Source organism: Limnohabitans curvus (assembly GCF_003063475.1).
Lineage (GTDB): Bacteria > Pseudomonadota > Gammaproteobacteria > Burkholderiales > Burkholderiaceae_C > Limnohabitans > Limnohabitans curvus.
On record NZ_NESP01000001.1, the window covers coordinates 2,247,895 to 2,274,171 of the forward strand.

Consider the following 26,277-nt stretch of genomic DNA (forward strand, 5'->3'; position numbering starts at 1 on the left):
TTTCATGATGGACGTTCAATCGGCTCTTTTTTACGCGTTCTCAGCAGTCATGCTGTTTGCGTCATTCCGCGTCATCACGGCGCGCAACCCTGTGCACGCCGCGCTGTACCTGGTCTTGGCCTTCTTCCAAGCCTCGGGCATCTGGATGTTGCTCAAAGCAGAATTCCTCTCCATCGCTCTCGTGCTCGTGTACGTGGGCGCGGTGATGGTCTTGTTCTTGTTTGTGGTGATGATGCTCGACATCAACATCGACAGCATTCGCCAAGGCTTCTGGAAGCATTTCCCACTCGCAGCCACTGTGGGTGCGGTGATCGCTCTGGAATTGGCGGGTGTCTTGTTGGGCGGTTTCCGCATCAGCGAACCTCAAAAACAACTGACTGCACAAATCATTTCCCCAGCGGCGGTCACTGCGGTGGCGCCTGTTGATGTGGCTTCGGCTGCCGTAGATGCGGCATCTGCTGCATTGACCACAGCCGCTGCTGCAGATGTGGGCCACGTGGTGGTGGCGCAAGCTTCTAACACCAAAGCCTTGGGTGTGTTGCTCTACACCGAGTACCTGTACCCCGTGCAAGTGGCGGCATTGATTTTGTTGGTGGCTTTGATTGCTGCCATCGCTTTGACTTTGCGCGCACGCAAAGACAGCAAATTCCAAAACGCGGGCGACCAAGTTCGCGTCAAGGCCCGTGACCGTGTGACGTTGGTGAAGATGGACGCGGTCAAACCCGTGCCTGCAGCACCCGCCGCCGAGGAGACAAAAGCATGAGCATCACCTTAGGCCACTACCTCACGCTGGGTGCGATTTTGTTCGCACTCTCTGTGATCGGCATCTTCTTGAACCGTAAAAACTTGATCGTCTTGTTGATGGCGATTGAATTGATGTTGCTCGCGGTCAACATGAACTTCGTGGCGTTCTCACACTACTTGGGTGACTTGAACGGCCAAATCTTTGTTTTCTTCATCTTGACCGTGGCGGCTGCTGAATCTGCCATTGGCTTGGCGATTCTGGTGCAGTTGTTCCGCAACAAGTCCAGCATCAACGTGGATGAACTCAACACGCTCAAGGGTTAATTCATCATGTCACAAACCCTGCAAGCTTCTACATTGTTGGCAGTGCCCATGGCACCGCTGGTGGGTTCGGCCTTGGCTGGTATTTTTGGTACACGCTTTGGCGGTAACAAAATTGGCCGCGGCTTGACCCACTCACTCACCATCTTGGGCGTGTTCATCGCCTTCGTGTTGTCTGCCATGACGCTGCAAAGCGTCGCCATGGACGGCGCACGTTTCAACGAAACCCTCTACACATGGATGGTGGTGGGCGATTTGAAAATGGAAATCGGCTTCATGGTCGATGGCCTGACCGCCATGATGATGTGCGTCGTGACCTTTGTGTCATTGATGGTTCACCTCTACACCATTGGCTACATGCAAGAGGACGAAGGCTACAACCGCTTCTTCTCGTACATCTCTTTGTTCACCTTCTCCATGTTGATGCTCGTCATGAGCAACAACATGTTGCAACTGTTCTTCGGTTGGGAAGCTGTGGGCTTGGTGTCTTATTTGTTGATCGGTTTCTGGTTCAACAAACCCACAGCGATCTTCGCGAACATGAAAGCCTTCTTGGTCAACCGCGTGGGTGACTTCGGCTTCATCTTGGGTATTGGTTTGATCGCGGCTTACGGCGGCACTTTGAATTACACCGAAGCTTTCGCTAAGGCTGGTGAATTGGGCGCACTCACATTCCCTGGCACCGACTGGATGCTGGTGACCGTGATCTGTATCTGCTTGTTCATCGGCGCGATGGGTAAGTCGGCTCAGTTCCCACTGCACGTGTGGTTGCCTGACTCCATGGAAGGCCCCACACCCATCTCTGCGTTGATTCACGCAGCGACCATGGTGACGGCCGGTATCTTCATGGTCACCCGCATGTCGCCTTTCTTTGAGTTGTCAGACACCGCGCTGAACTTCATCTTGGTGATCGGTGCCATCACAGCTTTGTTCATGGGCTTCTTGGGCCTGATCCAAAACGACATCAAGCGCGTTGTGGCTTATTCCACACTGTCGCAGCTCGGTTACATGACTGTGGCTTTGGGCGCTTCTGCTTATTCAGTGGCCGTGTTCCACTTGATGACCCATGCGTTCTTCAAAGCCTTGCTGTTCTTGGGTGCCGGTTCCGTCATCATGGGTATGCACCACAACCAAGACATCCGTTGGATGGGCGGCGTGCGCAAGTACATGCCCATCACTTGGATCACTTCGTTGCTGGGTTCGCTGGCTTTGATCGGCACACCGTTCTTCTCTGGCTTCTATTCCAAAGACAGCATCATCGAAGCTGTGGCTGAAAGCACCTTGCCTGGTGCTGGCTTCGCCCACTTCGCGGTGCTGGCTGGCGTGTTTGTGACAGCTTTCTACTCGTTCCGCATGTACTTCCTCGTGTTCCACGGCGAAGAGCGTTACGACCAAAACCCTGACGCACACCACGGCCACGATGACCACCATGGTCACGACGATCACGGCCATGACCACGGCCCACACGAGTCCCCATGGGTGGTGACAGTGCCTTTGGTCTTGCTCGCCATTCCTTCTGTGCTGATTGGCTTCTACACGATTGACCCCCTCTTGTACGGTGAGTTCTTCAGCGACGCCATCTTCATCAATGCCGACAAGCACCCCGTGATGCACGAGCTGGCCCATGAGTACCACGGCGCTGTCGCCATGGCCTTGCACGCCCTCAGCACCGCACCGTTCTGGTTGGCTGTCGCAGGTGTGGCTAGCTCTTACTACATGTACATGATCAACCCAGCTGTGCCTGCGGCGATCAAACGCGTGTGCCATCCCATCTATGTCTTGTTCGAAAACAAGTACTACTTAGATTGGTTCAACGAAAACGTCTTGGCCCGTGGCGCACGCGCTTTGGGTACCGGTCTGTGGAAGGGCGGCGACCAAGCCATCATCGAAGGTGGTGTGGTGAACGCTTCTTGGAAGTTGGTGGGTTGTGTGTCTTCATGGACACGTCAGTTGCAAACTGGCTACCTCTACCACTATGCCTTGGTCATGATCCTGGGCGTGTTCTTGCTGATGACGTGGTTCGTCTGGCTCAAATAAGGAGAATAAAAAATGGGTTTATTGAGCCTTGCCATTTGGACGCCAATTCTGTTTGGTGTCATCTTGCTCGCCTTTGGGCGTGACGAACATGCAAAGGTGGTGCGTTGGATCGCATTGATCGGTTCTGTGGTCAGCTTGGCTGTCACCTTGCCTTTGTTCAACCACTTCGATGTCTCTACTTCAGCGCTGCAATTTGTTGAAAAATCGATGTGGATCGAACGCTTCAATGTGTTCTACCACCTCGGTGTAGATGGTCTGTCTTTGTGGTTCGTGCTGCTGACTGCTTTCATCACCGTGATCGTTGTGATCGCGGGCTGGGAAGTGATCACTGAGCGCGTGAACCAATACATGGGCGCGTTCTTGATTTTGAGTGGTTTGATGATCGGCGTGTTCAGCGCGGCCGACGGCATGCTGTTCTATGTGTTCTTCGAAGCCACATTGATTCCGATGTACTTGATCATCGGTGTGTGGGGCGGCCCCAACAAAATCTACGCTGCGTTCAAGTTCTTCTTGTACACGTTGCTGGGTTCTTTGTTGATGTTGATCGCCTTGATCTATCTGTACACCCAATCGGGTGGCAGCTTTGATTTGGCTGTTTGGCACAAACTGCCATTGCCAGCCAATGCGCAAACCTTGTTGTTCTTTGCTTTCTTCGCTGCGTTTGCAGTGAAGGTGCCGATGTGGCCTGTGCACACCTGGTTGCCAGACGTGCACGTGGAAGCACCTACCGGTGGCTCTGCTGTGTTGGCTGCGATCATGTTGAAGCTCGGTGCTTATGGTTTCTTGCGCTTCTCAATGCCCATCGCACCTGATGCCGCACACGAATACGCATGGCTCATGATTGCTTTGTCGCTCGTGGCCGTGGTCTACGTGGGCTTGGTGGCCATGGTGCAAGAAGACATGAAAAAGCTGGTGGCTTATTCATCCGTGGCGCACATGGGCTTCGTGACTTTGGGCTTCTTCATCTTCAACGACATCGGTGTGTCTGGCGCTTTGGTGCAAATGATTGCCCACGGTTTTGTGTCTGCCGCCATGTTCTTGTCGATTGGCGTGTTGTACGACCGCATGCACTCACGTGAAATTGCCGCCTACGGTGGCGTGGTCAACACCATGCCTAAGTTCGCTGCTTTTGCCTTGTTGTTCGGTATGGCCAATTGCGGCTTGCCAGGCACCGCAGGTTTCGTGGGCGAGTGGATGGTCATCTTGGGTGCCATCAAATACAACTTCTGGGTTGGCTTTGCTGCTGCCTCAGCCTTGATTTTCGGTGCGGCTTACACCTTGTGGATGATCAAGCGCGTGTATCTGGGCCCCGTGGGCAATGACCACGTCAAAGAGTTGACCGACATCAACGGCCGTGAGTTCGTGATGTTGGCCTTGTTGGCAATCGCCGTGTTGGCCATGGGTATCTTCCCCAAGCCCTTCACCGATGTGATGGATGTGTCCGTGGCTGACTTGCTCAAGCACGTGGCCATCTCCAAGTTGCCCCAATAAAGAGGGATTGAAAAATGTTTGAAAAACTGAGCATCGCTGCGGTTTATCCCGAAATGCTATTGGCTGTCATGGCCATCGTCATTGCGATGGTGGACTTGTTCGTCAAGTGCCCACGTCGCACCACCACGTATGCCTTGTCGCTGATCACCATCGGTGTGGTCGCGTACTTGGAAGCCGTTGCCGCCACACAAGGCCAAACGGTTTATAGCTTCGGCAACATGGTGGTCTCTGACCCCATGGGCAGCTGGCTCAAGTGCTTTGCAGCTTTGGCTGTGATGGTCACTTTGGTCTACGGCCGTCCTTATGCTGCTGAACGCGACATGTTGCGCGGTGGCGAGTTGTTCACCTTGGGTCTCTTTGCTTTGTTGGGCATGTTCGTCATGATCTCGGGCAACAACTTCCTCGTGTTGTACCTCGGCTTGGAATTGCTGACTTTGTCTAGCTACGCCATGGTGGCCTTGCGCCGCGACAGCGCCGTGGCCAGCGAAGCTGCGATGAAATACTTTGTGTTGGGTGCGATGGCCAGCGGCTTCTTGCTCTATGGCTTGTCCATGTTGTACGGCGCCACAGGCTCGCTCGACATCAGTACCGTGTTCAAGGCTGTGGCCTCGGGCCAAATCAAGCACCAAGTGTTGGTGTTGGGTTTGGTCTTTGTGGTGTGCGGCTTGGCATTCAAATTCGGTGTCGTCCCTTTCCATATGTGGATTCCTGACGTGTACCAAGGCGCACCAACCGCCATCACCTTGATGATTGGCGGCGCGCCTAAATTGGCCGCATTTGCCATGACCATCCGTTTGTTGGTGGAGGGCTTGTTGCCCTTGGCCGTGGACTGGCAGCAAATGTTGATGGTCTTGGCCATTGCCTCCTTGCTGATTGGTAACTTGGCCGCTGTGGCGCAAACCAACCTCAAGCGCATGTTGGCGTTCTCGACCATTGCCCAAATGGGTTTTGTGTTGATCGGTTTGCTCTCGGGTGTGGTCAACGGCAACACCGCTGCCGCTGCCAACGCCTACAGCTCATCCATGTTCTACGTCATCACCTATGTGCTGACCACCTTGGCCACCTTCGGCATCATCTTGCTGTTGGCCCGTGAAGGCTTTGAGAGCGAAGAAATCTCTGACCTCGCTGGCTTGAACCAACGCAGCCCCCTGTACGCAGGTGTGATGGCCGCTTGTATGTTCTCGTTGGCAGGTGTGCCTCCGCTGGTTGGCTTCTACGCCAAGCTGTCGGTGTTGCAAGCGTTGATCGCTTCAGGCCAAACTGGCGCCATCGTCTTGGCAGTCTTCGCTGTGATGATGTCTCTGATTGGCGCGTTCTACTACTTGCGCATCGTCAAGGTCATGTACTTTGACGCACCTATTACCGCGACCACCGTGTCTGCGGGTGCTGATGTGCGCGTGGTCTTGAGCCTCAACGGTGCCTTGATCTTGATCTTGGGCATCTTGCCTGGTGGTTTGATGGCCTTGTGTGCCAAAGCCATTGTGTCTACGCTGGGTACCTAAGCACTTGCCACCTCACATAAGCCAGCTTTCGAGCTGGCTTTTTTCATGATGACTATGAAACCCACATCTGATGACCATTTGGTCGAACACACGCTAGACCACGTTGAGCTGCTCAAAGGCCACTTCTTGCACGCCTTTCGCGACACCGTGCGCTTGCCCAGCGGAGACACCGCCACACGTGAGTTTGTGATTCACCCCGGCGCGGTGATGATCATCGCCATCCGCGACGATGGCCGTTTGGTGATGGAGCGCCAATACCGCTACCCCGTGCAACAGGTGATGATTGAGTTCCCTGCGGGCAAGCTCGACCCAGGCGAAGACCGTTTGGTGTGTGCCCAACGTGAGTTGCTAGAAGAAACTGGCTACCGCGCCACCGAGTGGGCCCATGCGGGTGTCTTGCACCCCGTCATCAGCTATTCCACCGAGTTCATCGACATTTGGTTTGCCCGCGGCCTGACCCAAGGCGAGCGACAACTGGACGAAGGCGAGTTTCTCGATGTGTTTGATGCTAGCGTAGACGAGCTGCTAGCATGGTCACGTGATGGCCAGCTGACGGACGCCAAAACCCTCACAGGATTGCTCTGGCTGCAAAACCACCTCAGTGGTGCATGGCCCCTGCAATGGCAGAGCCTATGACTGTGGCAACGCGTGTGAGACGTGCTGCGGGATAATTGAACTATGAAAGTGTTAGACCTTCAATGCGCCCAACACCACGTGTTTGAAGGCTGGTTTGGTTCCGAAGATGACTACCAAAGCCAGCTCACACGTGGCTTGCTGAACTGCCCGATGTGCGGCGATGCCAACGTGAGCAAAAAACTCAGCGCACCTCGCTTGAACCTGAATGCGACCGAGTCCGCTGACAACGCAACGCCTACATTGCCCAGCCTACAAGACGCGGCTAATTTAGAGCCCGCGCAGTTGCAAGCCGCTTTGCTCAAGATGGTGCGCCATGTGGTGGCGAATACCGAAGACGTGGGCAACAGCTTCCCCGAAGAAGCCCGCAAGATGCACTATGGAGAAGCTGAGGCACGCAACATTCGCGGCCACGCCACACCTGAAGAAACTGAAGGGTTGATTGACGAAGGCATCGCCGTCATGCCTTTGCCGTTGCCTGACGTGCTCAAAGAGCCGTTGCAGTAAACCGCTGCACAGCGGCCAGTGTTTGCGCCAACGCATCGGGTGCATCACAGGGGATGACGATGCGCTCGTCCATGCCGCGCAGCCAAGTGAGTTGTCGTTTGGCCAACTGCCGCGTAGCCGCCACGCCCAACTCGTGCAGTTGGGGCAAGATGCTTTCTGGGGCGGCGCCTACAGCCTCTGCACGGTCGAGCAACTCCCACGCTTGGCGGTATCCCACACAGCGCATGCTGGGCAAATCGATGTGCAAGTCACCTCGCGCACGCAGGGTTTGTACCTCAGCCACAAATCCTCCCGCCAGCATGATGTCAAAGCGCAGCGCAATGCGCGCATGCAGCCATGCGCGGTTGACGGGCTCTAGCGAGAGCAGGGGCATATTCAGTGCTGGTTGCGTTGCACGCGTGGCGTCTGCTTCAGCAAACCATTGCGACAAAGCTTTGCCGCTCACGCGCCACACTTCGAGTGCGCGCGAGATGCGCTGTGCATCGTTGGGGGCGAGTCGTTCGGCCGTGATGGCATCGACCTTCGCCAGTTCGGCATGCATAGCAGGCCAACCCAAGGCGAAGGCTTGTTGCTCGATTTCGGCGCGCAGCTCGGGCTGTGCAGTGGGCAAGTCGTCAATGCCATCGCGCAAGGCTTTGAGGTAGAGCATGGTGCCGCCTACCAGCAGAGGCAGCTTGCCGCGCGCGCGGATGTCGGCCATCAAGGTGGTGGCATCGCGGGCAAATTCAGCCGCGCTGTAGGCGTGCAGTGGGTCGCGAATGTCAATCAGGTGGTGCGGCACTTGTGCGAGTTCATCGGCATTGGGCTTGGCCGTGCCAATGTCCATGCCGCGATACACCAAGGCCGAATCCACGCTGATGATTTCAACGGGCCATGCTTGGGCGATCGCCAAAGCTGCTGCAGTTTTACCGCTGGCCGTCGGACCAACGAGGGCGATGGCGTCAACGGTCCAGCCTTGTGCCAGATGCGATGCGTTAGACACGCGGGCCTCCACGGCGCAACACCAGCAGCCAAGCCGACAGCGCAGTGATGACAGACCAAAACGCGATGCTTTGCGCCATGGGCAGCGCAGAGCCGTCTTGCACCGCACCCAGCCACAGCCCTGTGATGAAAGCTGCCACCATCATCAAGAAGCCGCCTAGGGCCGATGCCGCACCCGCCGCTTTGGGGAAAGGCCCCACCGCACCACTTTGACCGCATGGCTGATGGATGCCGTGCGCCAAGATGAACCAATAAAACGGCCCCATCAGACTCACCACACTTTGCCCACCCAGCCACGCATTGAGTGCCATCCAGCCGCCGCCTACCAAGCTGAACACCCCGCCAATGGCGACCGTTTGCGTCACGCCAAATCGAGCCAACAAACGACGGCACAACACGGTGCCCAGTAAATAAGTGAAGGCCATCGAAAACAACAACAACCCGTATTGCCAGCGCGCCAATCCCAACAAGTTGATGAAAACGAACGAAGACGATGCCAAGAAGGTAAAGAGCCCGCCGTATGAGCCAATCGACACACAGGTGAACGCCACAAACGTGGGGTGGCGCACGATGTGCCACCACGTCTTTGCTAGCACCTTGACCTGTAGCGCATGTGGGTTTTTACGATGCACCGTTTCTTTGAATGTCAGGGCCACCAAGATCAGTGCGATCGCCCCAAATCCCATCACCAAACTCAGTGCAGCGTGCCAGCTCCACAAGTCGGTCAGCAAGCCGCCCAAAGGCGCACTGGCGCAAGCCAAAAAACCTAAACCTGTCAGCGCCTTAGACATCACGCCTGCGCCCGTCTCGGGGGTGTACAGGTCGCGCACGATGGCACGTGCACACATCACCACCGCACCCATAGCAGCGCCTTGTAAAGCACGCCACACGATCAGCTCTTGCATACTGCTGGCCAACACACAGCCCAAGCCTGCGAGCGTGAAAGTGCCCAAGCCCCACAACAAAATCGGACGACGGCCAAAGCGATCGGACAGGGGGCCCCACACCAACTGCGATGTGCCAAAGGCCAACAGCAAAGCGCTGAGCGTGAGCTGCACCTGCGACAGCGTTGCACCAAACTCTGCCTTGATGGCAGGCAGTGCGGGCAAGTACAAGTCGGTGGCCACAGGCTGAATACCCAGCAGCATCGACAGCAACACAATGATGAGCGTGGGGGACATCAGCGACCGCGTAAAAACAGCGCGTCGAGCTCACGCATCGACAGTTGTCGCCAGGTGGGGCGGCCGTGGTTGCATTGGTCGGAGCGCTCGGTCACTTCCATTTGGCGAAGCAAGCCATTCATTTCGTCCACTGTGAGTTTGCGGTTGGCACGCACCGCACCGTGGCAGGCCATGGTGGCCAGCAGTTCGTTACGGGCGCGTTGCACCACCGTGCTGGCGTCGTGTTGGCTCAACTCGGCCAACACGCTGCGCGCCAGTGCCACGGCATCGCCTTGCGCCAAGCTGCTGGGCACGGCACGCACAGCGAGTGTTTTGCTGGAGAGCGTGGAGATTTCTAAACCGAGCTCTTGCAACGCTTCAGCGCAGGCCTCGGCGGTGGCCACCTCTTGCGCGGTGGCAGGGAAGGTGGCGGGAATTAGCAGCGGTTGGCTGCTGATACGCTGCGCGTCAATTTGTGTTTTGAGTTGTTCGTACACGATGCGTTCGTGCGCGGCGTGCATATCGACCAACACCAAACCTTGCGCGTTCTCGGCCAAGATGTACACGCCGTGCAGCTGCGCGATGGCTTTGCCCAAAGGCCAAGTTTCGGGGGCCGCCTCTTGCAGCGATGGGGTTGGTGTGTTGGCTGCGCTGAAAGCGCTGGGTGCGAAGCTTTGCGCCGTTTGTTCTTCCGCGGGCAAGCCGGTGCGGGGTGTGGGTTGCCACAACGCGCCCAAGTCAGACACACGCGTGCCAGCCAAAGGCATGGGCGCTTGCTGCCAATTGGCGTTGGGCCAAGTGGGTGGTGTCGATACGCCCAATGTAGCGGCGTCGCTAAAAGCGCCACCCGCGCCAAAAGTGCCCGCCATTGGTAGCTCATGGTTTTGCAAGGCATTGGCCATGAGCATGTTGGCGCGTGGCACCGCCAAGGCGTTTTCTACCGCGTGGCGCACCGCTTGGTGCACCTCACGGCCATCACGGAAACGCACTTCAATTTTGGTGGGGTGCACGTTGACGTCCACACGCGTGGGGTCAATCTCGACGTACAGCGCATAAATGGGTTGGCGGTGGCCGTGCAGCACATCTTCATACGCGCTGCGTGCGGCGTGGGTGATGACTTTGTCGCGCACATAGCGGCCATTCACATAGGCAAACTGGTGGTCGGCACGTGAGCGGGCGGCGTCTGGAATGCCAGCGCGTCCCACCACGGTCACGTTGCCCGATTGGTAATGCACGGCCACCGAGTTTTCTAAAAAATCGTCGCCCAACACATCGGCCAAGCGGCGGTCTAGCGCGGCTTGGTGTTGCTTGTTCAGGTCTTCACCCGAAGCCGCGTCAATGGTTTGCGCACGCCATTGCTCGACCAACTTGCCTTCGTGCCAAATGGCAAAACCCACCTCAGGGCGGGTCAGGGCATGTCGACGCACGGCTTCTACGCAGTGGGCCAGTTCGGTGTTGTCTGTCTTTAAAAATTTGCGGCGTGCGGGTGTGCTGTAAAACAGCTCTTTGACTTCCACCGTCGTGCCTTGGGCGCGGGCGGCGGGTTGCAGCTCGCCGCTGCGGCCATCGAGCAGCATGGCGCTGTCTTGGTTTGCCGTGCGTGACAGCACCGACAACTCAGAGACCGATTGAATCGCGGCCAACGCTTCGCCGCGAAAACCCATGGTGCCCACCGATTCAAGCTCGGTGAGGCTGGTGATTTTGCTGGTGGCGTGGCGCTTCAAGGCCACGGGCAACTCATGGGCGGGAATGCCCACGCCGTTGTCTTCCACGCTGATCAGGCGCACACCACCGGCCAACAACCGCAGCGTGATGTGTGTGGACCCCGCGTCTAGCGCGTTGTCCACCAGTTCACGCACGACAGCGGCGGGGCGTTCGATCACCTCGCCAGCGGCGATTTGGCTGATCAGTTCATCTGGGAGTTCGCGGATGGCGCGTGGGGGTTGGGTAGCAGGGTGCACGGCCTCATTTTAGAGGCAGGGATAATGCAGCCTATGGAACTTATTACTTTCTTGATCGACTTCATCCTGCACGTAGACCGCTACTTGGAAGCCTTTGTGCAAGCCAATGGCACTTGGGTCTATGCCTTGCTGTTTCTCATCATTTTTGTGGAGACCGGTTTGGTGGTCATGCCCTTTTTGCCCGGTGACTCGCTGCTGTTTGTGGTGGGGGCTATGTGCGGCGTGGGCTTGATGGATTACGGCTTGTCCGTGGCCTTGCTGCTCACCGCTGCGGTGGCGGGCAACCAAACCAATTACACGATTGGCCGCTTCTTTGGTCCGAAGGTGTTTGCGTGGGAGGATTCCAAGTTTTTCAACCGTCGGGCCTTCGACCAAGCCCACGCGTTTTACGAGCGCTACGGCGGTGTGACCTTGATCGCCGCACGCTTCATGCCCTTTGTGCGCACCTTCGCGCCCTTTGTGGCAGGCGTAGCGCAGATGACGCGTCGCAAGTTCACCTTCTTTGACATCACCGGTGGCGCGTTGTGGGTGGGCGGTATCGTGACGGCGGGTTACTTTTTTGGCAACATTCCGTGGGTCAAAACCCATTTGGACAAGATCATCTGGGCGATGATTTTTATTCCCGGCGCTTTGGCTATTTATGGCTCGTGGAAAGCCTCACGCGCTGCACACATCAACGCTGACTGAAGACGGCGTTAAAACCCACGTTCTCCGCGGCGCACGTCGCGCAGCATGAACAAATACAAGCTCTCCACCTTGTCACGTGCCCAAGGTGTTTTGCGCAAAAACTTGAGGCTTGATCCCACGCTGGGGTCCTGCGTGAAGCAGCGAATGTTGATGCGCTCGCCCAAGCCTGCCCAGCCGTAATAGTCAGCGAGCTCGGTGACGATTTTCTCCAGCGTCATGCCGTGCAGTGGGTTTTTGGGTTGTTCGGGTGCGTCGGTCATGGTGTCAGGTATTACGGGTTTTGGCCAGCGGTGGATTGCGTGAGAAGTAGCGCTCAATGCCTTTCATCAGCGCATCAGCCAAGTCGTTTTGGTATTGAGCGCTGACCAAACGTTTCTCTTCTTCGGGGTTGCTGATGAAGGCGGTTTCCACCAACACGCTGGGAATGTCGGGCGCTTTCAACACGGCAAAGCCTGCTTGCTCTACGCGGCCTTTGTGCAGTTTGCCAATGTGTTTGATTTGCCCCAGCATGGCGCTGCCGAGTTTTAGGCTGTCTTTGATTTGTGCGGTGGTGCTCATGTCAAGCAGGGCGCGTTGCACGGCGGCATCTTGGCTTTTGATGTTCAAGCCACCAATCAAATCGGCGCGGTTTTCTTGCTTGGCCATCCACTTCGCAGCTGCGCTGGAAGCTGCACCATCGCTCAGGGCAAACACGCTGGCACCTTTGGCTTCAGGGGTTTGAAACGCGTCTGCATGGATGCTGATGAACAAATCGGCCTGCACGCGTCGGGCTTTCTCGACGCGCTGTTGCAGTGGCACAAAATAGTCGGCATCGCGTGTGAGGTAAGCCCGCATGGGCAAGTTGCCGTGTTTTGTTTTGATGACGGTGTTGTTGATGCGGTCACGCAAGCGGTGCGCAATTTTCAGCACCACATCTTTTTCGCGTGTGCCACTGGGGCCTGATGCGCCGGGGTCTTCGCCGCCGTGGCCAGGGTCGAGTGCCACGATGATGAAGCGTTCGCCGTCTTGTTGTTGGTTCACCGATGCGGCAGTGGTGATGGGCGCAGAAGCTGTGGATGCCGCAGGCGATGGCACCTCGGGCGTCACGTTCGGTTTGGCCATCAAATCGCCCACAGGGTCGGCACGTGTGCCCAACTTAGACGCCGATGGTGTGGGTGTGGCCGTCATCGACGGCGCGTTGAAGGCCGTGCCGCCTTTGAGCTTGTCCACAATCAAGGCTTCCAGTGGGTCTGCCACATCAGAAGGGTAGAGGTCAAGCACCAAGCGGTGTTGGTACTGGGTGTTGCCGGTTTTCACGGGCAACAAGTTGAACACCTGTGGTTTGACCATCTGGCGAAGGTCTAACACCAAGCGCACGGTTTTGTTGGCGTATTGGCCCACGCGCACACCTGTGATGTAGGGGTCGTCCGAGCGCACTTTGCCCACCAGCTCTTTGAGGGCGGGGTTGAGTTCAATGCCCTCAATGTCCACGGCCAAGCGCGGTGGGTTGGCTACAAAAATAGGTACGGTTTTCAGTGCTGTGTCGCTCTCAATCGTCACGCGTGTGTAGGCCGCTGCGGGCCACACGCGCACGGCCACGATGCTGGCACCCCAAGCAATGTCGGCACTGCCTAACAGCAAGGCGAGCGAGCCGCCTTGAAGCAGGCTGCGTCTTTGGATGCCCTTGTGTTGCGTCATGCCAGTAGCTCCTGCCCGCGCGCGGTGAGGGCGCTGATGCGCACTTGGCGTTGCTCGGCGTTGTCCACTTGGATGTCGAGTTCAAGGTCTGGCGTGGGCATCACGCCTGCGGCGTTTTGCGGCCATTCGCACAGCTTTAAGCCCGTGCTGGCGAAGATGTCACGAAAGCCTGCGTCTTCCCATTCGCGTGGGTCGCTGAAGCGGTAAAAGTCAAAGTGCCACACCTCGCCTGCGGCCACGGTGTAGGGTTCGACCACGGCATAGGTGGGGCTTTTGATGCGGCCCTCGACGCCCAAGGCGCGCAGTAGGTGGCGCACAAAGGTGGTTTTGCCTGCGCCCAAGTCGCCATGCAAGGCAATGCAAGCATTCAGGTTGGCGCGTGTCAATGCGGCGGCCAGCTGCGTGGCAAACGCAGCGGTGGCGGCTTCATCGGGCCAAACCAGAGTTTTTACAATGGGCGAATTGTTCAAAGGTATCCGTTGTCTATCGATTACAAATTGTTGCTCACGCAAATTCAGGCTCTAGGGCAAACACTGGGATTTTCGCAAATTGCGGTGGCCCCTTTGGACCTGTCTTCCGCCGAGCCGCATTTGCAACATTGGCTGGCCCAAAACTTCCACGGCAGCATGGACTATATGGCCCGTCACGGCCTCAAGCGCGCGCGTCCTGCCGAGCTGGTGCCGGGCACCTTGAGCGTGCTGACCGCCCGCATGAACTACCTGCCGCGCGACACCGCTGAGGGCTGGCAAGACGCCGAGTGGCAACGCTTGCGCAACCCTGCTGAGGCCGTGGTGTCGGTTTACGCCAGAGGGCGCGACTATCACAAGGTGCTGCGCAACCGGCTAGACACACTGGCTCAACAAATTGATACCTTGTTGATAGACACCTTAAAGCCCAATGGATTTGAATACCGAGCCTTCACTGATTCAGCCCCCGTGATGGAGGCTGAGCTGGCCACGCGCAGCGGCCAAGGCTGGCGCGGCAAACACAGCTTGGTGCTCAACCGCGAAGCAGGCTCCATGTTTTTCTTGGGCGAGATTTTTCTGAATGTAGCCTTGCCCGCATCCGAATCCACCAGCGCCCACTGCGGCCAGTGCACGGCGTGCATGGATGTGTGCCCCACGCAGGCCATCGTGGCCGAAGGCTTGGTGGATGCGCGTCGCTGCATTTCATATTTGACGATTGAGCACGAAGGCTCAATTGATGTGGCGCTGCGCCCCTTGATGGGTAATCACATCTACGGCTGCGACGACTGCCAGCTGATTTGCCCTTGGAACAAGTTTGCGCAAGCGTCGAGCTTGCCCGACTTTGATGTGCGTGCGGGCTTGGTGGGGCAGGGCATGGCGCGCTTGTTGGCTTGGACCGAAGCAGAGTTTTTGCGTTACACCGAGGGCAGTCCCATTCGTCGCATCGGTCACGTGCGCTGGTTGCGTAACCTAGCAGTGGCGGCGGGCAATGCGCTGCGGCAAGCGGACGATGCGACTTTGCGCCAAGCACTGCAAGTGCATCTCTCGCACAGCAGCGACGTGGTGCGTGAACATGTGCAGTGGGCGTTGGCGCAAAGCGATCGCCTTCGCGCGGTTTGACTGTCAAGGATTACAAAAATCACACCGACTTGGGTCTGCCAAACGATCCAAACTCAGATGCTTGTGATCTTCGTGTCCGCAAGTTGCACAGCACCAGATCTCACTGATGGGCAGGTGCGTTTTGTGCCCGCACGCGCTGCAAGGTAAACCTGCCGTTTGTTCTGTGATCCAGTAACCCGGGGTGTTGCATTGGGGGCATCTGGAGCGTAGTTTTTGAATGAGGTTGTCGCACGCTTTGCGGATCACGCCCTGCCGGGTCGGATTGGCATGTGCACGCAGATCGTTTTCGACAAAGACCCTGCCCTGGATGGATTTTTGCTTAGCCCAGTCAAACGCTTGCAGCAAATCCGCTAGGTTGTCGATACCTTTGAGAATGTCTGGGTCGTCTTGGTTGTTTGGTCTCAAGACCAAGAGATGGTTGGGGAAATTTGCGGCGCTCGCAAAGGCCTCTAATTCATTTTTTGATTGGATGGTTTTGTGTAGGCTTTGGGCTGGACCATGTGCGATGCCGTGTACTTCAAGGCCTAAGTTTTGGTCTATCCACACCAGCACTTCGGTGTTCCAAGGGATAAAGCCACCGAATGGATCCATGCCAAACGAACCTTCGCTCGCTATGCCGATCGTCGTCTGGGTGAGGCGCATGCCAATCAAGGCCTTTTGCCTTGCAGCTTCAATTTGTGAGCATGGCCTGCTTTGATCTCTTGTGAACGTGCCCAATAAGTCCGTGTCATAGCCGTCGGTGTGCACAAGTTCGCAGCCTAATGCGGTTTCAAGTGACCCCCTCAGAAGCGTTTGCTTGCCATGCTGCGTCAGAAAGGCAACTTTGTGATGTTTGTATAAATGGACAGCAGACATCTTCCAAACACCTCATGACAAAACCGCTTGTGCCAGCGACACATAAGCAGGGATGCCAAACAAAATATTCAACGGAAACGTCACACCCAGACTCATGCCAAAGTACAACGAGGGGTTGGCTTCAGGCAGTGCGTACCGCAACACGGCTGGCACAGCAATGTATGAAGCGCTGGCAGCTAGGACCATCAACAACGCACCATCGCCCGGGTTGAGTTGCAGCGCATAAGACAGGCTCAAAGCCAGGCCCGCATGCACAACAGGCCCCAACACCGCGTAGGCAATCAAGAGGGGTGACTTGCCCTTGACTTGAGGCAAATTGCGTGCAGCCATCAAGCCCATGTCCAGTAAAAAGAAGGACAGCATGCCCTTGAATAAATCGCCTGAAAAGGGTTGCATGGCCGCCTTTCCCGACTCTCCCGTGATCAAGCCAACCACCATAGCCCCCAGCAGGAGCAGTTGTGCGCCATCTGTGAAGGATTCGTGCAAGACCTTGCCCACCGACATGCTGGGCTTGCCGCCAGCGACCAAGGCGTGTGCGCCGTTTGCTTTGAGTCGCAGTGAGTTGGCAAAGACAACGGCCATGATGATGGCTGGTGACTCCATCAAAGCCATGGCTGCTGCCATGTGGCCGCCATAGGGGATGTGCATGTTTTCTAGGTATTGCACAGCAGTGACAAACGTCACAGCGCTGACAGACCCATACGTGGCGGCTACCGCCGCCGCATCAAAGCCGCCTATATAACGCTTGAGCATCCAATAGCCCAGCAAAGGAATGCAAATGGCAAGTGAAACAGCAGCCCCCAAACCCACCCCGACATCTGCTGTCAACCCCGAGTGTGAAAGCGCAAAGCCGCCCTTTAAGCCCAAAGCCATGAGCAGGTAGAGCGATAAAAAACGAGAAATAGCGGGTGGTATTTCTAAATTCGATTTAACGGCGCCTGCGAGCACACCGAAGATAAAAAACAAGATAGCGGGGTCTAGAAGGTTCTGCATTTTTATTTCCTTTGACCGCATCGTAGGTTTCATGTGTTGTTTTGTAAAATCGATTCTTTGATTTCTATATATAGATAAAAGTCTATGAATTTCACTTTCCGACAATTGCGACTTTTTCTGGCTTTGGCTGAAACCGGCAGCGTCAGCGCTGCCGCCAAAGCCATGCACGTCACGCAGCCAACGGCGTCGATGCAGCTCAAAGAAATCAGTGCATCCGTTGGTTTGCCTTTGTATGAAGTGATTGGGAAGAAAATTTTTCTCACTGAAACGGGAAAGGCGCTGGCTGTCACTGCCCGCGACATCACGCAGTCGTTGGCGTCGTTTGAGCAACTCGCCCACGCAACCAAGGGCATCGCCAAAGGTCATTTGCGGATTGCGGTGGTGAGCACTGCGAAATATTTCATGCCCCGATTGATTGGGTCTTTTTGCAAGCGCTATCCCATGATTGATGTCTCGCTTGAAATCTTGAACCGAGACGGCGTGCTGGGACGCTTGAGGCAAAACACAGACGACCTGTACATCATGTCGATGCCGCCTGACGATGTAGTGCTGATTGATGAGGTGTTGATGCCCAACCCGATTGTGGTGATCGCCGCCTCGGCAGACCCTTTGGCCAAACAACACAACGTCACCCTGAACGACTTGAGAAATCGTCGATTCATCTTGCGCGAGCCAGGGTCTGGCACACGCATGGCAGCTGATCAGCACTTTCGCAAAAAGAAATTTCGTGCAGATATTCGCTTAGCGCTTGGCAGCAACGAAGCGGTCAAAGAGTCGGTGGCTGGGGGTCTTGGGATTGGCGTGATTTCCCAATATGCGTTGCACGGTCATCAAAAGGAACATGGCGTTCGTGTGATCAACGTGGATGAGTTTCCTTTGAAATCATCTTGGCATTTGGTTCACTTGGCTGCCAAAAACCTGTCGCCTATTGCGCTTGCCTTCAAGGCGCATCTGATGCGAGAAATAAACGGCAAATGAACCCCCATGGATCCAGGTGTCAGCGTGTGCTCGATTGAGAAAAGGCCAAAGCGCGATTTGCTTTGACCGCTTGGCCCAACTCAATCACCGCCAGTGCGTAGTAGCTGCTCCAGTTGTAGCGTGTCACCACATAGAAGTTGTCGGTGCCCGCCACATAGCTGGGGGGCTCATCGCCATTGAACAGCTCGACCAACGCCAGCGAACCGTTGTGCTTTTGCGCTTGTTCGTCCAGCACCGCGCCTTTGGCGGTGAAGTTGCTCACGCTGAACGAGGGCAAGATGTCGGGGGCCAACAAGGTGGGTTTGTCCAAACGTGCTTCATCAAAGCTCACGGGGTAGTGGGTGGGCATACCGGTTTGCCAGCCAAAGGCTTTGAAGTAATTGGCCACCGAGCCAATCGCGTCTACCGGGCTGTTGCGCAAATCAATGCGGCCATCGCCATCAAAGTCCACGGCAAATTTGGCCGCGCTGGAGGGCATGAACTGGGGCCAGCCCATGGCGCCCGCAAAGCTGCCGGTGATGCTGGCATCGCCTTGGTGGTGGGCTTGTGCCAAGAAGTAGCCTAGCTCTGATTTGAAAAATGCGTGGCGCTCAGCCGCGCGTGGGTGTGATGCAGGGAAGTTGAGGGTGAGCGTGGTCAGGGCATCGAGCACGCGGTAGTTGCCCATGTTTTGGCCGTAGAAGGTTTCTACACCGATGATGCCCACAATCATTTCGGCAGGCACGCCATAGGTTTGCTCCGCACGGGCGAGGTCGCTTTGGTGGGTTTGCCAAAACTGGGTGCCCGCATCAATGCGGCGGCTTTCAATGAAGCGCTCGCGATAGGCACGCCAGTTCTTGGCGGTGGGCACGGTGGGCGGCAGCACCATCTTGGGCACGCCCTTTAAAAACTGTGCTTTGCTGATTTGGTCGCGCACCCAAGCTTTGGGCAGTTTGTGCTGCTGGGCCAGCTCATCTGCCAGTGCGATGGCTTCTGTGGTTTTCCCGTAGACAGGGCCGCGCGTGGAGGCTTTGTGTGCGGCGGTTTTGTGAGCTTTCGCATGCGACTTGGCCACCGTGTCGCCTGCAAATGCAGCCATTAGCAACAACACGGCAGTGATTTGACGTAACGCAAGAGTTGGCTGCAAAGCCATATAAAACGGGGATGTATGTGTTTTCACGCAGTGTTTGCAAGGGAAAAAGCAAGGTCACCATGGTAAGCTGACTTGAAGAAGAACCGAGGCAGACGAGATGAGTAAAACAGGCTATTACACGCATCCCCTGTGCATGAAGCACGAGATGGGTGAAGGGCATCCTGAGTGCCCAGAACGGCTCAGCGCCATCCAAGACCGCTTGCTCATCAGCGGCGTGGATCTAGGTCTTACGCAGATCGAAGCGCCCGAAGCCCCGTTGGCCGACATTGAGCTGGCGCACGACCGCATGTACATCGCGTCCTTGCGCGGTTTGTCTGATCAACTGGTGGAAGACATCGCCGCAGGCGGTCCTGCTTATGGGCACTTGGATTCAGACACCAACATCAACAGCTACACGTGGAAAGCAGCCTTGGCTTCTGCAGGCGCTGCGGTGGCAGCTACGGACGCGGTGATTGCCGGTGAACTGGCCAATGCGTTTTGCGCTATTCGCCCACCCGGTCACCACGCCACACGCAACAAAGCTGGCGGATTTTGTTTCTTCAACAACATCGCGATTGCCGCTAAGTACGCGCTAGAGCGCCACGGTTTGAAGCGGGTGGCGGTAGTGGACTTTGATGTGCACCACGGCAACGGCACCGAAGACATCTTGAGTGGCGATGACCGTGTGCTGATGGTTAGCTTTTTTCAACATCCGTTCTACCCACACACGGGTACTGAACACCCGGCATCCAACATGCTCAACATTCCTGTGCCGGCCTACACCAAAGGCATGGAAGTACGTGAGTTGATCGAGACCCATTGGGTGCCTCGTCTAGAGGAATTCAAACCCGAGATGATTTTCATCAGTGCCGGTTTTGACGCCCACCGCGAAGACGACATGGGGCAGATGGGGCTGGTTGAGCAAGACTACGCTTGGATCACCCACCGCTTGCGCGACATTGCGGCGCGTCATGCACAGGGGCGCATCGTGTCGTGCCTCGAAGGCGGCTACGATCTGAGTGCGCTGAGTCGCAGCGTGGAAGCGCATTTGCGCGTGTTGGCAGATATTTAAACAATGAACGATTTACAAGAACTGTTGCTGGACTTGCAAAGTCCAGCGATTGCGTTAGAACTCGCCGGTTTGGCACTGTGTTTGGCTTTGGCTTGGGGTTTGAGCTGGGCTTTGGGGCGTGGCGCCACGGCGCGTGGGTCTATTTTGTTTGGCCGGCGTTTGGTGGATGGCGTGCTCTTTCCAGCACTGGCCTTAGTTTTCACCTATGACTTGAAGCTGGTGCTCATGAAGATGCAGCGTGTGCCCGTGCTGAAGATGGCTTTGCCCGTGCTGATGTCGCTGGTGCTGATTCGCTTGATTGCGCGTGTCTTGGCTGCGGTGTTCCCCAATTCGCGGGGTGCGCGTATCTTGGAGCAAGTTGTGTCTTGGCTAGCTTGGGCGCTGGCCGTGCTGTGGATCACGGGTTGGTGGGGCCCGATGATGGAAGAGTTGGATGGCCTGCAATTCATGCTGGGTAAGACACGCATCAGCGTGTCGCATGTGCTGGAGGTTGTATTCACTTCGGGCTTTGTGTTGGTGCTGGCGCTTTGGCTGTCGGCCACGCTAGAGCAGCGCGTGCTCAACCGCGCGTTTGAAGATTTGTCCATGCGCAAGGTGGCAGCCAATGCCATGCGCGTGCTGTTGTTGGTCATCGGCACTTTGTTTGCTTTGTCTTCGCTGGGCTTTGACTTGACAGCCTTGTCGGTGCTGGGCGGCGCCTTGGGTGTGGGTATTGGTTTTGGTTTGCAAAAGCTAGCCGCTAACTATGTGAGCGGCTTTGTCATCTTGCTGGAGCGCTCGCTGCGGATTGGCGACTTTGTGCGTGTGGATGGCTTTGAAGGCCGCGTCACTGACATCAAGACCCGCTACACCTTGGTGCGTGCCAGCAATGGCAGTGAAGCGGTGGTGCCCAACGAGTTGCTGTTGACCCAACGTGTTGAGAACTTGTCGCTGGAAAGCCGTCACATGTTGCAGACCTGCACGTTTTGGGTTGGTCTGGAAAGTGACGTGGACCGCGTGCAAACGTTGTTGACCCAAGCAGCCTTGAGCGCTGAATGGGTTTTGTCGGTGCCTGCCCCTCAAGCCTTGCTGGGCGAGGTGGCCCCTCAAGGTTTGCGTTTCAACCTGAATTTTTGGATGGAAGACCCTGTGAATGGCCAATCTTTGACGCGTTCGCGTGTCAACATCGCAGCGCTGAGCGCTTTGCGGGCGGCTGGTGTGGTGTTGGTGCATTCGCCGCAAGAGGTGGTGCTGCGCCATCCGGCTTAAGTTTTTCCTAGGGACTTCCCTAGAAAAGCACGGTCGTTCGATGAAAAAGCGTCTTTGATCTCTACAATGTTACGTTTACGTAAACGTCAATCTGTTTAATTTAAATATTGGAGCTTTTGCATGAAAGTTTTGGTCGCTGTCAAACGCGTGGTGGACTACAACGTCAAGGTCCGCGTGAAGTCGGACAACTCGGGCGTTGACATTGCAAACGTCAAGATGAGCATGAACCCGTTTGATGAGATCGCGGTGGAAGAAGCCGTGCGCCTCAAAGAAAAGGGCGTGGTCACGGAAGTCATCGCGGTGTCTTGTGGCGTCGCGCAGTGCCAAGAAACCTTGCGCACCGCGATGGCGATTGGCGCAGACCGTGGCATCTTGGTCGAGACCGCTGAAGAGCTGCAACCCTTGGCCGTGGCCAAGCTCCTCAAAGCCTTGGTGGACAAAGAGCAACCTGGTTTGGTGATTCTGGGTAAGCAAGCGATTGACGATGATTGCAACCAAACCGGCCAAATGTTGGCGGCCTTGGCTGACATGCCTCAAGCCACCTTCGCTTCCAAGGTTGAACTGACAGCCGACAAAGCCAGCGTGACCCGCGAAGTGGACGGCGGTTTGGAAACCATTTCTATCAGCCTGCCTGCGGTCATCACGACCGACTTGCGTTTGAACGAGCCTCGCTACGTGACCTTGCCCAACATCATGAAGGCCAAGAAAAAGCAACTCGATGTGTTCAAGCCTGAAGACTTGGGCGTTGACGTGAGCCCCCGCATCAAGACCCTCAAAGTGGTCGAGCCTGCCAAGCGCAGCGCGGGCATCAAGGTGCCAGATGTGGCCACTTTGGTGGACAAGCTCAAGAACGTGGCAAAAGTTATTTAAGCCCGTCATCTCAACGAATACGCAGGAGAAACACACATGACATCCCTCGTGATTGCAGAACACGACAACGCCAGCATCAAAGGCGCAACCTTGAACACCGTGACAGCCGCAGCAGCCATTGGCGCTGACGTGCATGTGCTCGTCGCTGGTCACAACGCCGGTGCCGCCGCTGCTGCAGCCGCGCAAATCGCGGGTGTGAGCAAAGTCATCCACGCCGACGGCGCCACACTGGAAGCCGGTTTGGCTGAGAACGTGGCAGCGCAAGTCTTAGCCATCGCTGGCAACTACACCCACATCTTGTTCCCCGCCACAGCGGCGGGCAAGAACGTAGCCCCTCGCGTGGCTGCCAAGTTGGACGTGGGCCAAATCAGCGACATCACCAAGGTGGACAGCCCAGACACGTTTGAGCGCCCGATTTACGCAGGCAACGCGATTGCTACTGTGCAAAGCACAGATGCTGTCAAAGTCATCACCGTGCGCACCACGGGTTTTGATGCAGCGGCTGCCACAGGTGGCGCGGCTCAAATCGAAACCACAGCAGCAACAAGCGACTCAGGCAAGAGCAGCTTTGTGGGCCGTGAAGTCACCAAGAGCGACCGTCCAGAGCTGACAGCCGCCAAGATCATCGTCTCCGGTGGTCGTGCCTTGGGCAGCTCAGAGAAGTTTGACGAAGTCATGACCCCACTGGCTGACAAGCTCGGTGCCGCGATTGGTGCTAGCCGCGCAGCGGTAGACGCAGGCTATGCGGCTAACGATTTGCAAGTGGGTCAAACCGGCAAGATCGTCGCGCCGCAGTTGTACGTGGCGTGCGGCATCAGCGGCGCGATCCAACACTTGGCGGGTATGAAGGACAGCAAGGTGATCGTGGCGATCAACAAAGACCCAGAGGCGCCGATCTTCAGCGTGGCCGACTTCGGCTTGGAGGCTGACCTGTTTGTGGCTGTGCCAGAGTTGGTCGCAGCGTTGTAAACCTTCTGTGAAAAGGCACTCTTCGGGGTGCCTTTTTTGTATTGAATTTTGGAGACATAAAAATGAGCTACATCGCCCCCATCAAAGACATGGTGTTCAACATGGAACACTTGGCCGGCCTCGAACAAGTGGCCCAAATTCCTGCGTTCGAAGACATGGGTGTGGAAACCGCCCAAGCCGTACTCGAAGAATGCGCGAAGTTGAATGAGTCTGTGCTCGTGCCTTTGAATTGGGAAGGCGACAAAAACCCATCGTTCTTTAAAGATGGTCATGTGACCACCACGCCCGGCTTTAAGGAAGCCTACCAACAGTACTGCGAAGGCGGCTGGCAAAGCCTGCAGCACCCTGCAGAATTTGGTGGTCAAGGCTTACCCAAAACCATCGGCGCGGCTTGCGGCGAAATGCTCAACTCGGCCAACATGAGTTTTGCTTTGTGCCCCATGTTGACCGACGGTGCGATTGAAGCTTTGTTGACCGCAGGCTCTGACGACCTCAAAGCCACTTACCTTGAGAAGCTCATCTCCGGCGAGTGGACCGGCACCATGAACTTGACCGAGCCACAAGCGGGCTCTGACTTGGCGGCCGTGCGCACCCGCGCTGAGCCTCTGCCAGATGGCACCTACAAAGTGTTCGGCACCAAGATTTTCATCACCTACGGTGAACACGACATGGCCGAGAACATCGTCCACCTCGTGCTGGCGCGTGTGCAAGGCGCACCCGAGGGCGTGAAGGGCATCAGCTTGTTTGTGGTGCCCAAATTCATGGTGAACAAAGACGGCTCGTTGGGCGCGCGTAACGATGTGCACTGCGTGAGCATCGAGCACAAGATGGGCATCAAAGCCAGCCCCACCGCGGTGTTGCAGTATGGCGACCACGGCGGTGCGATTGGCTTCCTCGTTGGTGAAGAAAACCGCGGTTTGGAATACATGTTCATCATGATGAACGCGGCGCGTTACGCTGTGGGCGTGCAAGGCATTTCCATTGCCGAGCGTGCGTACCAAAAGGCTGTGACTTTCTCGCGTGACCGCGTGCAAAGCCGCCCTGTGGACGGCAGCATGAAAACCAGCGCCCCCATCATTCACCACCCCGACGTGCGCCGCATGTTGATGACCATGCGCGCTTATACCGAAGGCTGCCGCGCCATGGCCACCGTGGCCGCCGCCGCGTATGACGCGTCGCACCACCACCCAGATGCCGACACGCGCAAAGACAACTTGGCGTTCTACGAATTTTTGGTGCCGTTGGTCAAAGGCTTCAGCACCGAGATGAGTTTGGAGGTCACCAGCTTGGGCGTGCAAGTGCACGGTGGCATGGGCTTCATCGAAGAAACGGGTGCGGCACAGTACTACCGCGACGCCAAAATCTTGACGATTTACGAAGGCACCACCGCCATTCAAGCCAACGACTTGATCGGTCGCAAAACAGGCCGTGATGGTGGCCAAACCGCCAAAGGCATTGCCGCGCAAATCGCCAACACCGAAGCTGATTTGCTCAAGAGCGGCAGTGCCAATGCCAAGGCGATGGCCGCACGTTTGAAAGCGGCGCGCGAAGCCTTCTTGAATGTGGTGGACTTTGTAGTGGCAGGCGCCAAAGCCAGCCCCAACGCTGTGTTTGCAGGCAGCGTGCCTTACCTCATGCTCACCGGTAACTTGGTGGCCGGTTGGCAAATGGCACGTGCCTTGTTGGTGGCCGAGGCTGAATTGGCCAAGGGCAATGAAGCGGTGTTCATGCAATCCAAAATCACCACCGCGCGTTTCTACGCCGACCACATCCTGACCAAAGTGCCAGGCATGCGCGACAGCATCGTGGATGGTGCAGACAGCGTGACTGAGTTGGCGCTCGACGCCTTCTAAGTTTTTAGGTTCGCTCAATTCAAAACCATCATCAGGGCACTTCACGTGCCCTGAACTTTCTCAAGGGCCAGATATGTCGCGTTTACCTCCGGTGTTGCAATCGCTCAAGTTCCCTGTCATTGCGTCTCCGCTGTTCATCATCAGCAACCCCAAGCTCTTGATTGCGCAGTGCAAAGCAGGCGTGGTGGGCTCTATGCCCGCGCTCAATGCGCGCCCAGCTGAACAGCTCGAAGCGTGGTTGATTGAAATCACCGAGGCATTGGCCGCTCACAACCGTGAACACCCAGACCAACCCGCTGCGCCATTTGCCATCAACCAAATCGTCCACAAGAGCAACGACCGTTTAGAACACGACATGGCTTTGTGTGTGAAGTACAAGGTGCCGATCATCATCACGTCGCTCGGCGCGCGTGAAGACATCAACGCCGCAGCGCACAGCTACGGCGGCATCGTGCTGCACGATGTCATCAACAACAAGTTTGCCAAGAAGGCGATTGAAAAGGGCGCGGACGGCCTCATCGCCGTAGCCGCTGGTGCTGGTGGCCATGCGGGTGTGAAGAGCCCGTTTGCCTTGATTCAAGAAATTCGCGAGTGGTTTGACGGCCCTGTGGCTTTGAGCGGCTCCATCGCTACCGGTGGTGCCGTGCTGGCCGCACAAGCGATGGGGGCAGACTTTGCCTACATTGGTTCCGCCTTCATCGCGACCGAAGAAGCGCGTGCCGCGGATGACTACAAACAAGCCGTGGTGGACGGCACATCCGATGACATTGTGTTGAGCAATTTATTCACGGGCGTGCATGGCAACTACTTGGCACCTTCCATTGTCAAAGCAGGCCTAGACCCCGAACACTTGCCCGAGAGCGACCCCAGCCAAATGAATTTTGGGGGTGGCGCACAAAAAGCATGGAAAGACATTTGGGGCTGCGGTCAAGGCATTGGCGCGGTGAAGGCGGTGGTACCTGCGGCTGAGTTGGTGGCGCGTTTGAAGCGTGAGTACCAAGCGGCCAAGCAACGCCTCACAGCTTGATACGAAAACCTAGT

The 26,277-nt window shown here is 56.5% G+C and carries 25 protein-coding genes; 16 read left to right on the forward strand and 9 right to left on the reverse strand.

Annotated features, from left to right (window positions below; all coding sequences use genetic code 11):
* Nucleotides 1-7 precede the first annotated feature (7 nt).
* The 7 genes from B9Z44_RS11265 to B9Z44_RS11295 are packed head-to-tail and all read left to right on the forward strand — an operon-like array spanning nt 8 to nt 7,235.
* A complete protein-coding gene (locus B9Z44_RS11265) occupies nt 8-763 on the forward strand; it encodes an NADH-quinone oxidoreductase subunit J (RefSeq protein WP_108402479.1) in 756 nt (251 codons plus the stop codon).
* Complete coding sequence (gene nuoK / locus B9Z44_RS11270; RefSeq protein WP_104799163.1) at nt 760-1,068, forward strand: NADH-quinone oxidoreductase subunit NuoK; 309 nt, start codon at nt 760-762, stop codon at nt 1,066-1,068. Before B9Z44_RS11265 ends, nuoK begins: the two co-directional genes overlap by 4 nt.
* A gap of 6 nt (nt 1,069-1,074) precedes the next feature.
* On the forward strand, nt 1,075-3,102 hold the full coding sequence (gene nuoL, locus B9Z44_RS11275; protein ID WP_108359110.1) for an NADH-quinone oxidoreductase subunit L: 2,028 nt from the start codon (nt 1,075-1,077) through the stop codon (nt 3,100-3,102).
* A 12-nt stretch (nt 3,103-3,114) separates the two neighbouring features.
* Nucleotides 3,115-4,593 carry an NADH-quinone oxidoreductase subunit M gene (locus B9Z44_RS11280; RefSeq protein ID WP_108359109.1) on the forward strand — a complete coding sequence of 493 codons (1,479 nt, stop codon included), beginning with the start codon at nt 3,115-3,117 and terminating at the stop codon, nt 4,591-4,593.
* A 14-nt stretch (nt 4,594-4,607) separates the two neighbouring features.
* Nucleotides 4,608-6,095, forward strand: coding sequence for an NADH-quinone oxidoreductase subunit NuoN (gene nuoN, locus B9Z44_RS11285; RefSeq protein WP_108359108.1), 1,488 nt, complete (start codon nt 4,608-4,610; stop codon nt 6,093-6,095).
* Nucleotides 6,096-6,143: 48 nt separating this feature from the next.
* Entirely contained in the window at nt 6,144-6,731 is a 588-nt protein-coding gene (locus tag B9Z44_RS11290) for an NUDIX domain-containing protein (RefSeq protein ID WP_108402904.1), read from the forward strand.
* A 42-nt stretch (nt 6,732-6,773) separates the two neighbouring features.
* A complete protein-coding gene (locus B9Z44_RS11295; protein WP_108402480.1) occupies nt 6,774-7,235 on the forward strand; it encodes a DUF1178 family protein in 462 nt (153 codons plus the stop codon).
* Here B9Z44_RS11295 and miaA read toward each other — a convergent pair.
* Genes miaA through mutL form a run of 3 tightly spaced genes read right to left on the reverse strand, consistent with a single transcriptional unit; the run spans nt 7,216 to nt 11,337 of the window.
* Nucleotides 7,216-8,217 carry a tRNA (adenosine(37)-N6)-dimethylallyltransferase MiaA gene (miaA, locus tag B9Z44_RS11300; RefSeq protein ID WP_233246885.1) on the reverse strand — a complete coding sequence of 334 codons (1,002 nt, stop codon included), beginning with the start codon at nt 8,215-8,217 and terminating at the stop codon, nt 7,216-7,218. The two genes, B9Z44_RS11295 and miaA, sit on opposite strands and share 20 nt — an antisense overlap.
* Nucleotides 8,210-9,397, reverse strand: coding sequence for a multidrug effflux MFS transporter (locus tag B9Z44_RS11305; protein WP_108402481.1), 1,188 nt, complete (start codon nt 9,395-9,397; stop codon nt 8,210-8,212). The genes miaA and B9Z44_RS11305 overlap by 8 nt, the downstream gene beginning before the upstream one ends.
* Nucleotides 9,397-11,337 (reverse strand): DNA mismatch repair endonuclease MutL, encoded by a 1,941-nt coding sequence (gene mutL, locus B9Z44_RS11310; protein ID WP_108402482.1) that lies wholly within the window; start codon nt 11,335-11,337, stop codon nt 9,397-9,399. Before mutL ends, B9Z44_RS11305 begins: the two co-directional genes overlap by 1 nt.
* Before the next feature lie 33 nt (nt 11,338-11,370).
* On the opposite strand from mutL, the gene B9Z44_RS11315 reads away from it, so the two are divergent.
* The gene (locus tag B9Z44_RS11315; RefSeq protein WP_108359104.1) at nt 11,371-12,024 is read left to right on the forward strand and encodes a DedA family protein; all 654 of its coding nucleotides are present in this window, start codon (nt 11,371-11,373) and stop codon (nt 12,022-12,024) included.
* An 8-nt stretch (nt 12,025-12,032) separates the two neighbouring features.
* Here the strand turns inward: B9Z44_RS11315 and B9Z44_RS11320 are convergent, their stop codons facing one another.
* The 3 genes from B9Z44_RS11320 to tsaE are packed head-to-tail and all read right to left on the reverse strand — an operon-like array spanning nt 12,033 to nt 14,171.
* Nucleotides 12,033-12,284 carry a VF530 family protein gene (locus tag B9Z44_RS11320; protein WP_108402483.1) on the reverse strand — a complete coding sequence of 84 codons (252 nt, stop codon included), beginning with the start codon at nt 12,282-12,284 and terminating at the stop codon, nt 12,033-12,035.
* 4 nt (nt 12,285-12,288) lie between these two features.
* Nucleotides 12,289-13,701 (reverse strand): N-acetylmuramoyl-L-alanine amidase, encoded by a 1,413-nt coding sequence (locus B9Z44_RS11325; RefSeq protein ID WP_108402484.1) that lies wholly within the window; start codon nt 13,699-13,701, stop codon nt 12,289-12,291.
* Entirely contained in the window at nt 13,698-14,171 is a 474-nt protein-coding gene (gene tsaE, locus B9Z44_RS11330) for a tRNA (adenosine(37)-N6)-threonylcarbamoyltransferase complex ATPase subunit type 1 TsaE (RefSeq protein ID WP_245912811.1), read from the reverse strand. Before tsaE ends, B9Z44_RS11325 begins: the two co-directional genes overlap by 4 nt.
* A 42-nt stretch (nt 14,172-14,213) precedes the next feature.
* On the opposite strand from tsaE, the gene queG reads away from it, so the two are divergent.
* Nucleotides 14,214-15,287, forward strand: coding sequence for a tRNA epoxyqueuosine(34) reductase QueG (queG, locus tag B9Z44_RS11335; protein WP_108402906.1), 1,074 nt, complete (start codon nt 14,214-14,216; stop codon nt 15,285-15,287).
* 3 nt (nt 15,288-15,290) lie between these two features.
* On the opposite strand, the gene B9Z44_RS11340 is transcribed toward queG, so the two are convergent.
* Complete coding sequence (locus B9Z44_RS11340; protein ID WP_108402485.1) at nt 15,291-16,142, reverse strand: DUF6671 family protein; 852 nt, start codon at nt 16,140-16,142, stop codon at nt 15,291-15,293.
* Nucleotides 16,143-16,154: 12 nt separating this feature from the next.
* On the reverse strand, nt 16,155-17,135 hold the full coding sequence (locus tag B9Z44_RS11345; RefSeq protein ID WP_108402486.1) for a sodium-dependent bicarbonate transport family permease: 981 nt from the start codon (nt 17,133-17,135) through the stop codon (nt 16,155-16,157).
* Between the two features lie 84 nt (nt 17,136-17,219).
* On the opposite strand from B9Z44_RS11345, the gene B9Z44_RS11350 reads away from it, so the two are divergent.
* Complete coding sequence (locus B9Z44_RS11350; RefSeq protein WP_108402487.1) at nt 17,220-18,113, forward strand: LysR family transcriptional regulator; 894 nt, start codon at nt 17,220-17,222, stop codon at nt 18,111-18,113.
* A gap of 19 nt (nt 18,114-18,132) precedes the next feature.
* Here the strand turns inward: B9Z44_RS11350 and mltB are convergent, their stop codons facing one another.
* Nucleotides 18,133-19,245: a lytic murein transglycosylase B gene (gene mltB / locus B9Z44_RS11355; protein WP_108402488.1), complete on the reverse strand. Its 1,113-nt coding sequence runs from the start codon at nt 19,243-19,245 to the stop codon at nt 18,133-18,135.
* A gap of 97 nt (nt 19,246-19,342) precedes the next feature.
* Here mltB and B9Z44_RS11360 point away from each other — a divergent pair, with 97 nt between their 5' ends.
* From B9Z44_RS11360 to B9Z44_RS11385, 6 genes are all read left to right on the forward strand, one after another.
* The gene (locus B9Z44_RS11360) at nt 19,343-20,296 is read left to right on the forward strand and encodes a histone deacetylase family protein (protein ID WP_108359098.1); all 954 of its coding nucleotides are present in this window, start codon (nt 19,343-19,345) and stop codon (nt 20,294-20,296) included.
* Nucleotides 20,297-20,299: 3 nt separating this feature from the next.
* A complete protein-coding gene (locus B9Z44_RS11365) occupies nt 20,300-21,544 on the forward strand; it encodes a mechanosensitive ion channel family protein (RefSeq protein ID WP_108402489.1) in 1,245 nt (414 codons plus the stop codon).
* 120 nt (nt 21,545-21,664) lie between these two features.
* Nucleotides 21,665-22,414, forward strand: a complete 750-nt coding sequence (locus tag B9Z44_RS11370; protein ID WP_108359096.1) for an electron transfer flavoprotein subunit beta/FixA family protein — start codon at nt 21,665-21,667, stop codon at nt 22,412-22,414.
* A 36-nt stretch (nt 22,415-22,450) separates the two neighbouring features.
* Nucleotides 22,451-23,383 (forward strand): electron transfer flavoprotein subunit alpha/FixB family protein, encoded by a 933-nt coding sequence (locus tag B9Z44_RS11375; RefSeq protein ID WP_108359095.1) that lies wholly within the window; start codon nt 22,451-22,453, stop codon nt 23,381-23,383.
* 62 nt (nt 23,384-23,445) lie between these two features.
* A complete protein-coding gene (locus tag B9Z44_RS11380) occupies nt 23,446-25,236 on the forward strand; it encodes an acyl-CoA dehydrogenase (protein WP_108402490.1) in 1,791 nt (596 codons plus the stop codon).
* Between the two features lie 73 nt (nt 25,237-25,309).
* Complete coding sequence (locus tag B9Z44_RS11385; protein ID WP_108359093.1) at nt 25,310-26,263, forward strand: NAD(P)H-dependent flavin oxidoreductase; 954 nt, start codon at nt 25,310-25,312, stop codon at nt 26,261-26,263.
* Nucleotides 26,264-26,277: the final 14 nt, after the last annotated feature.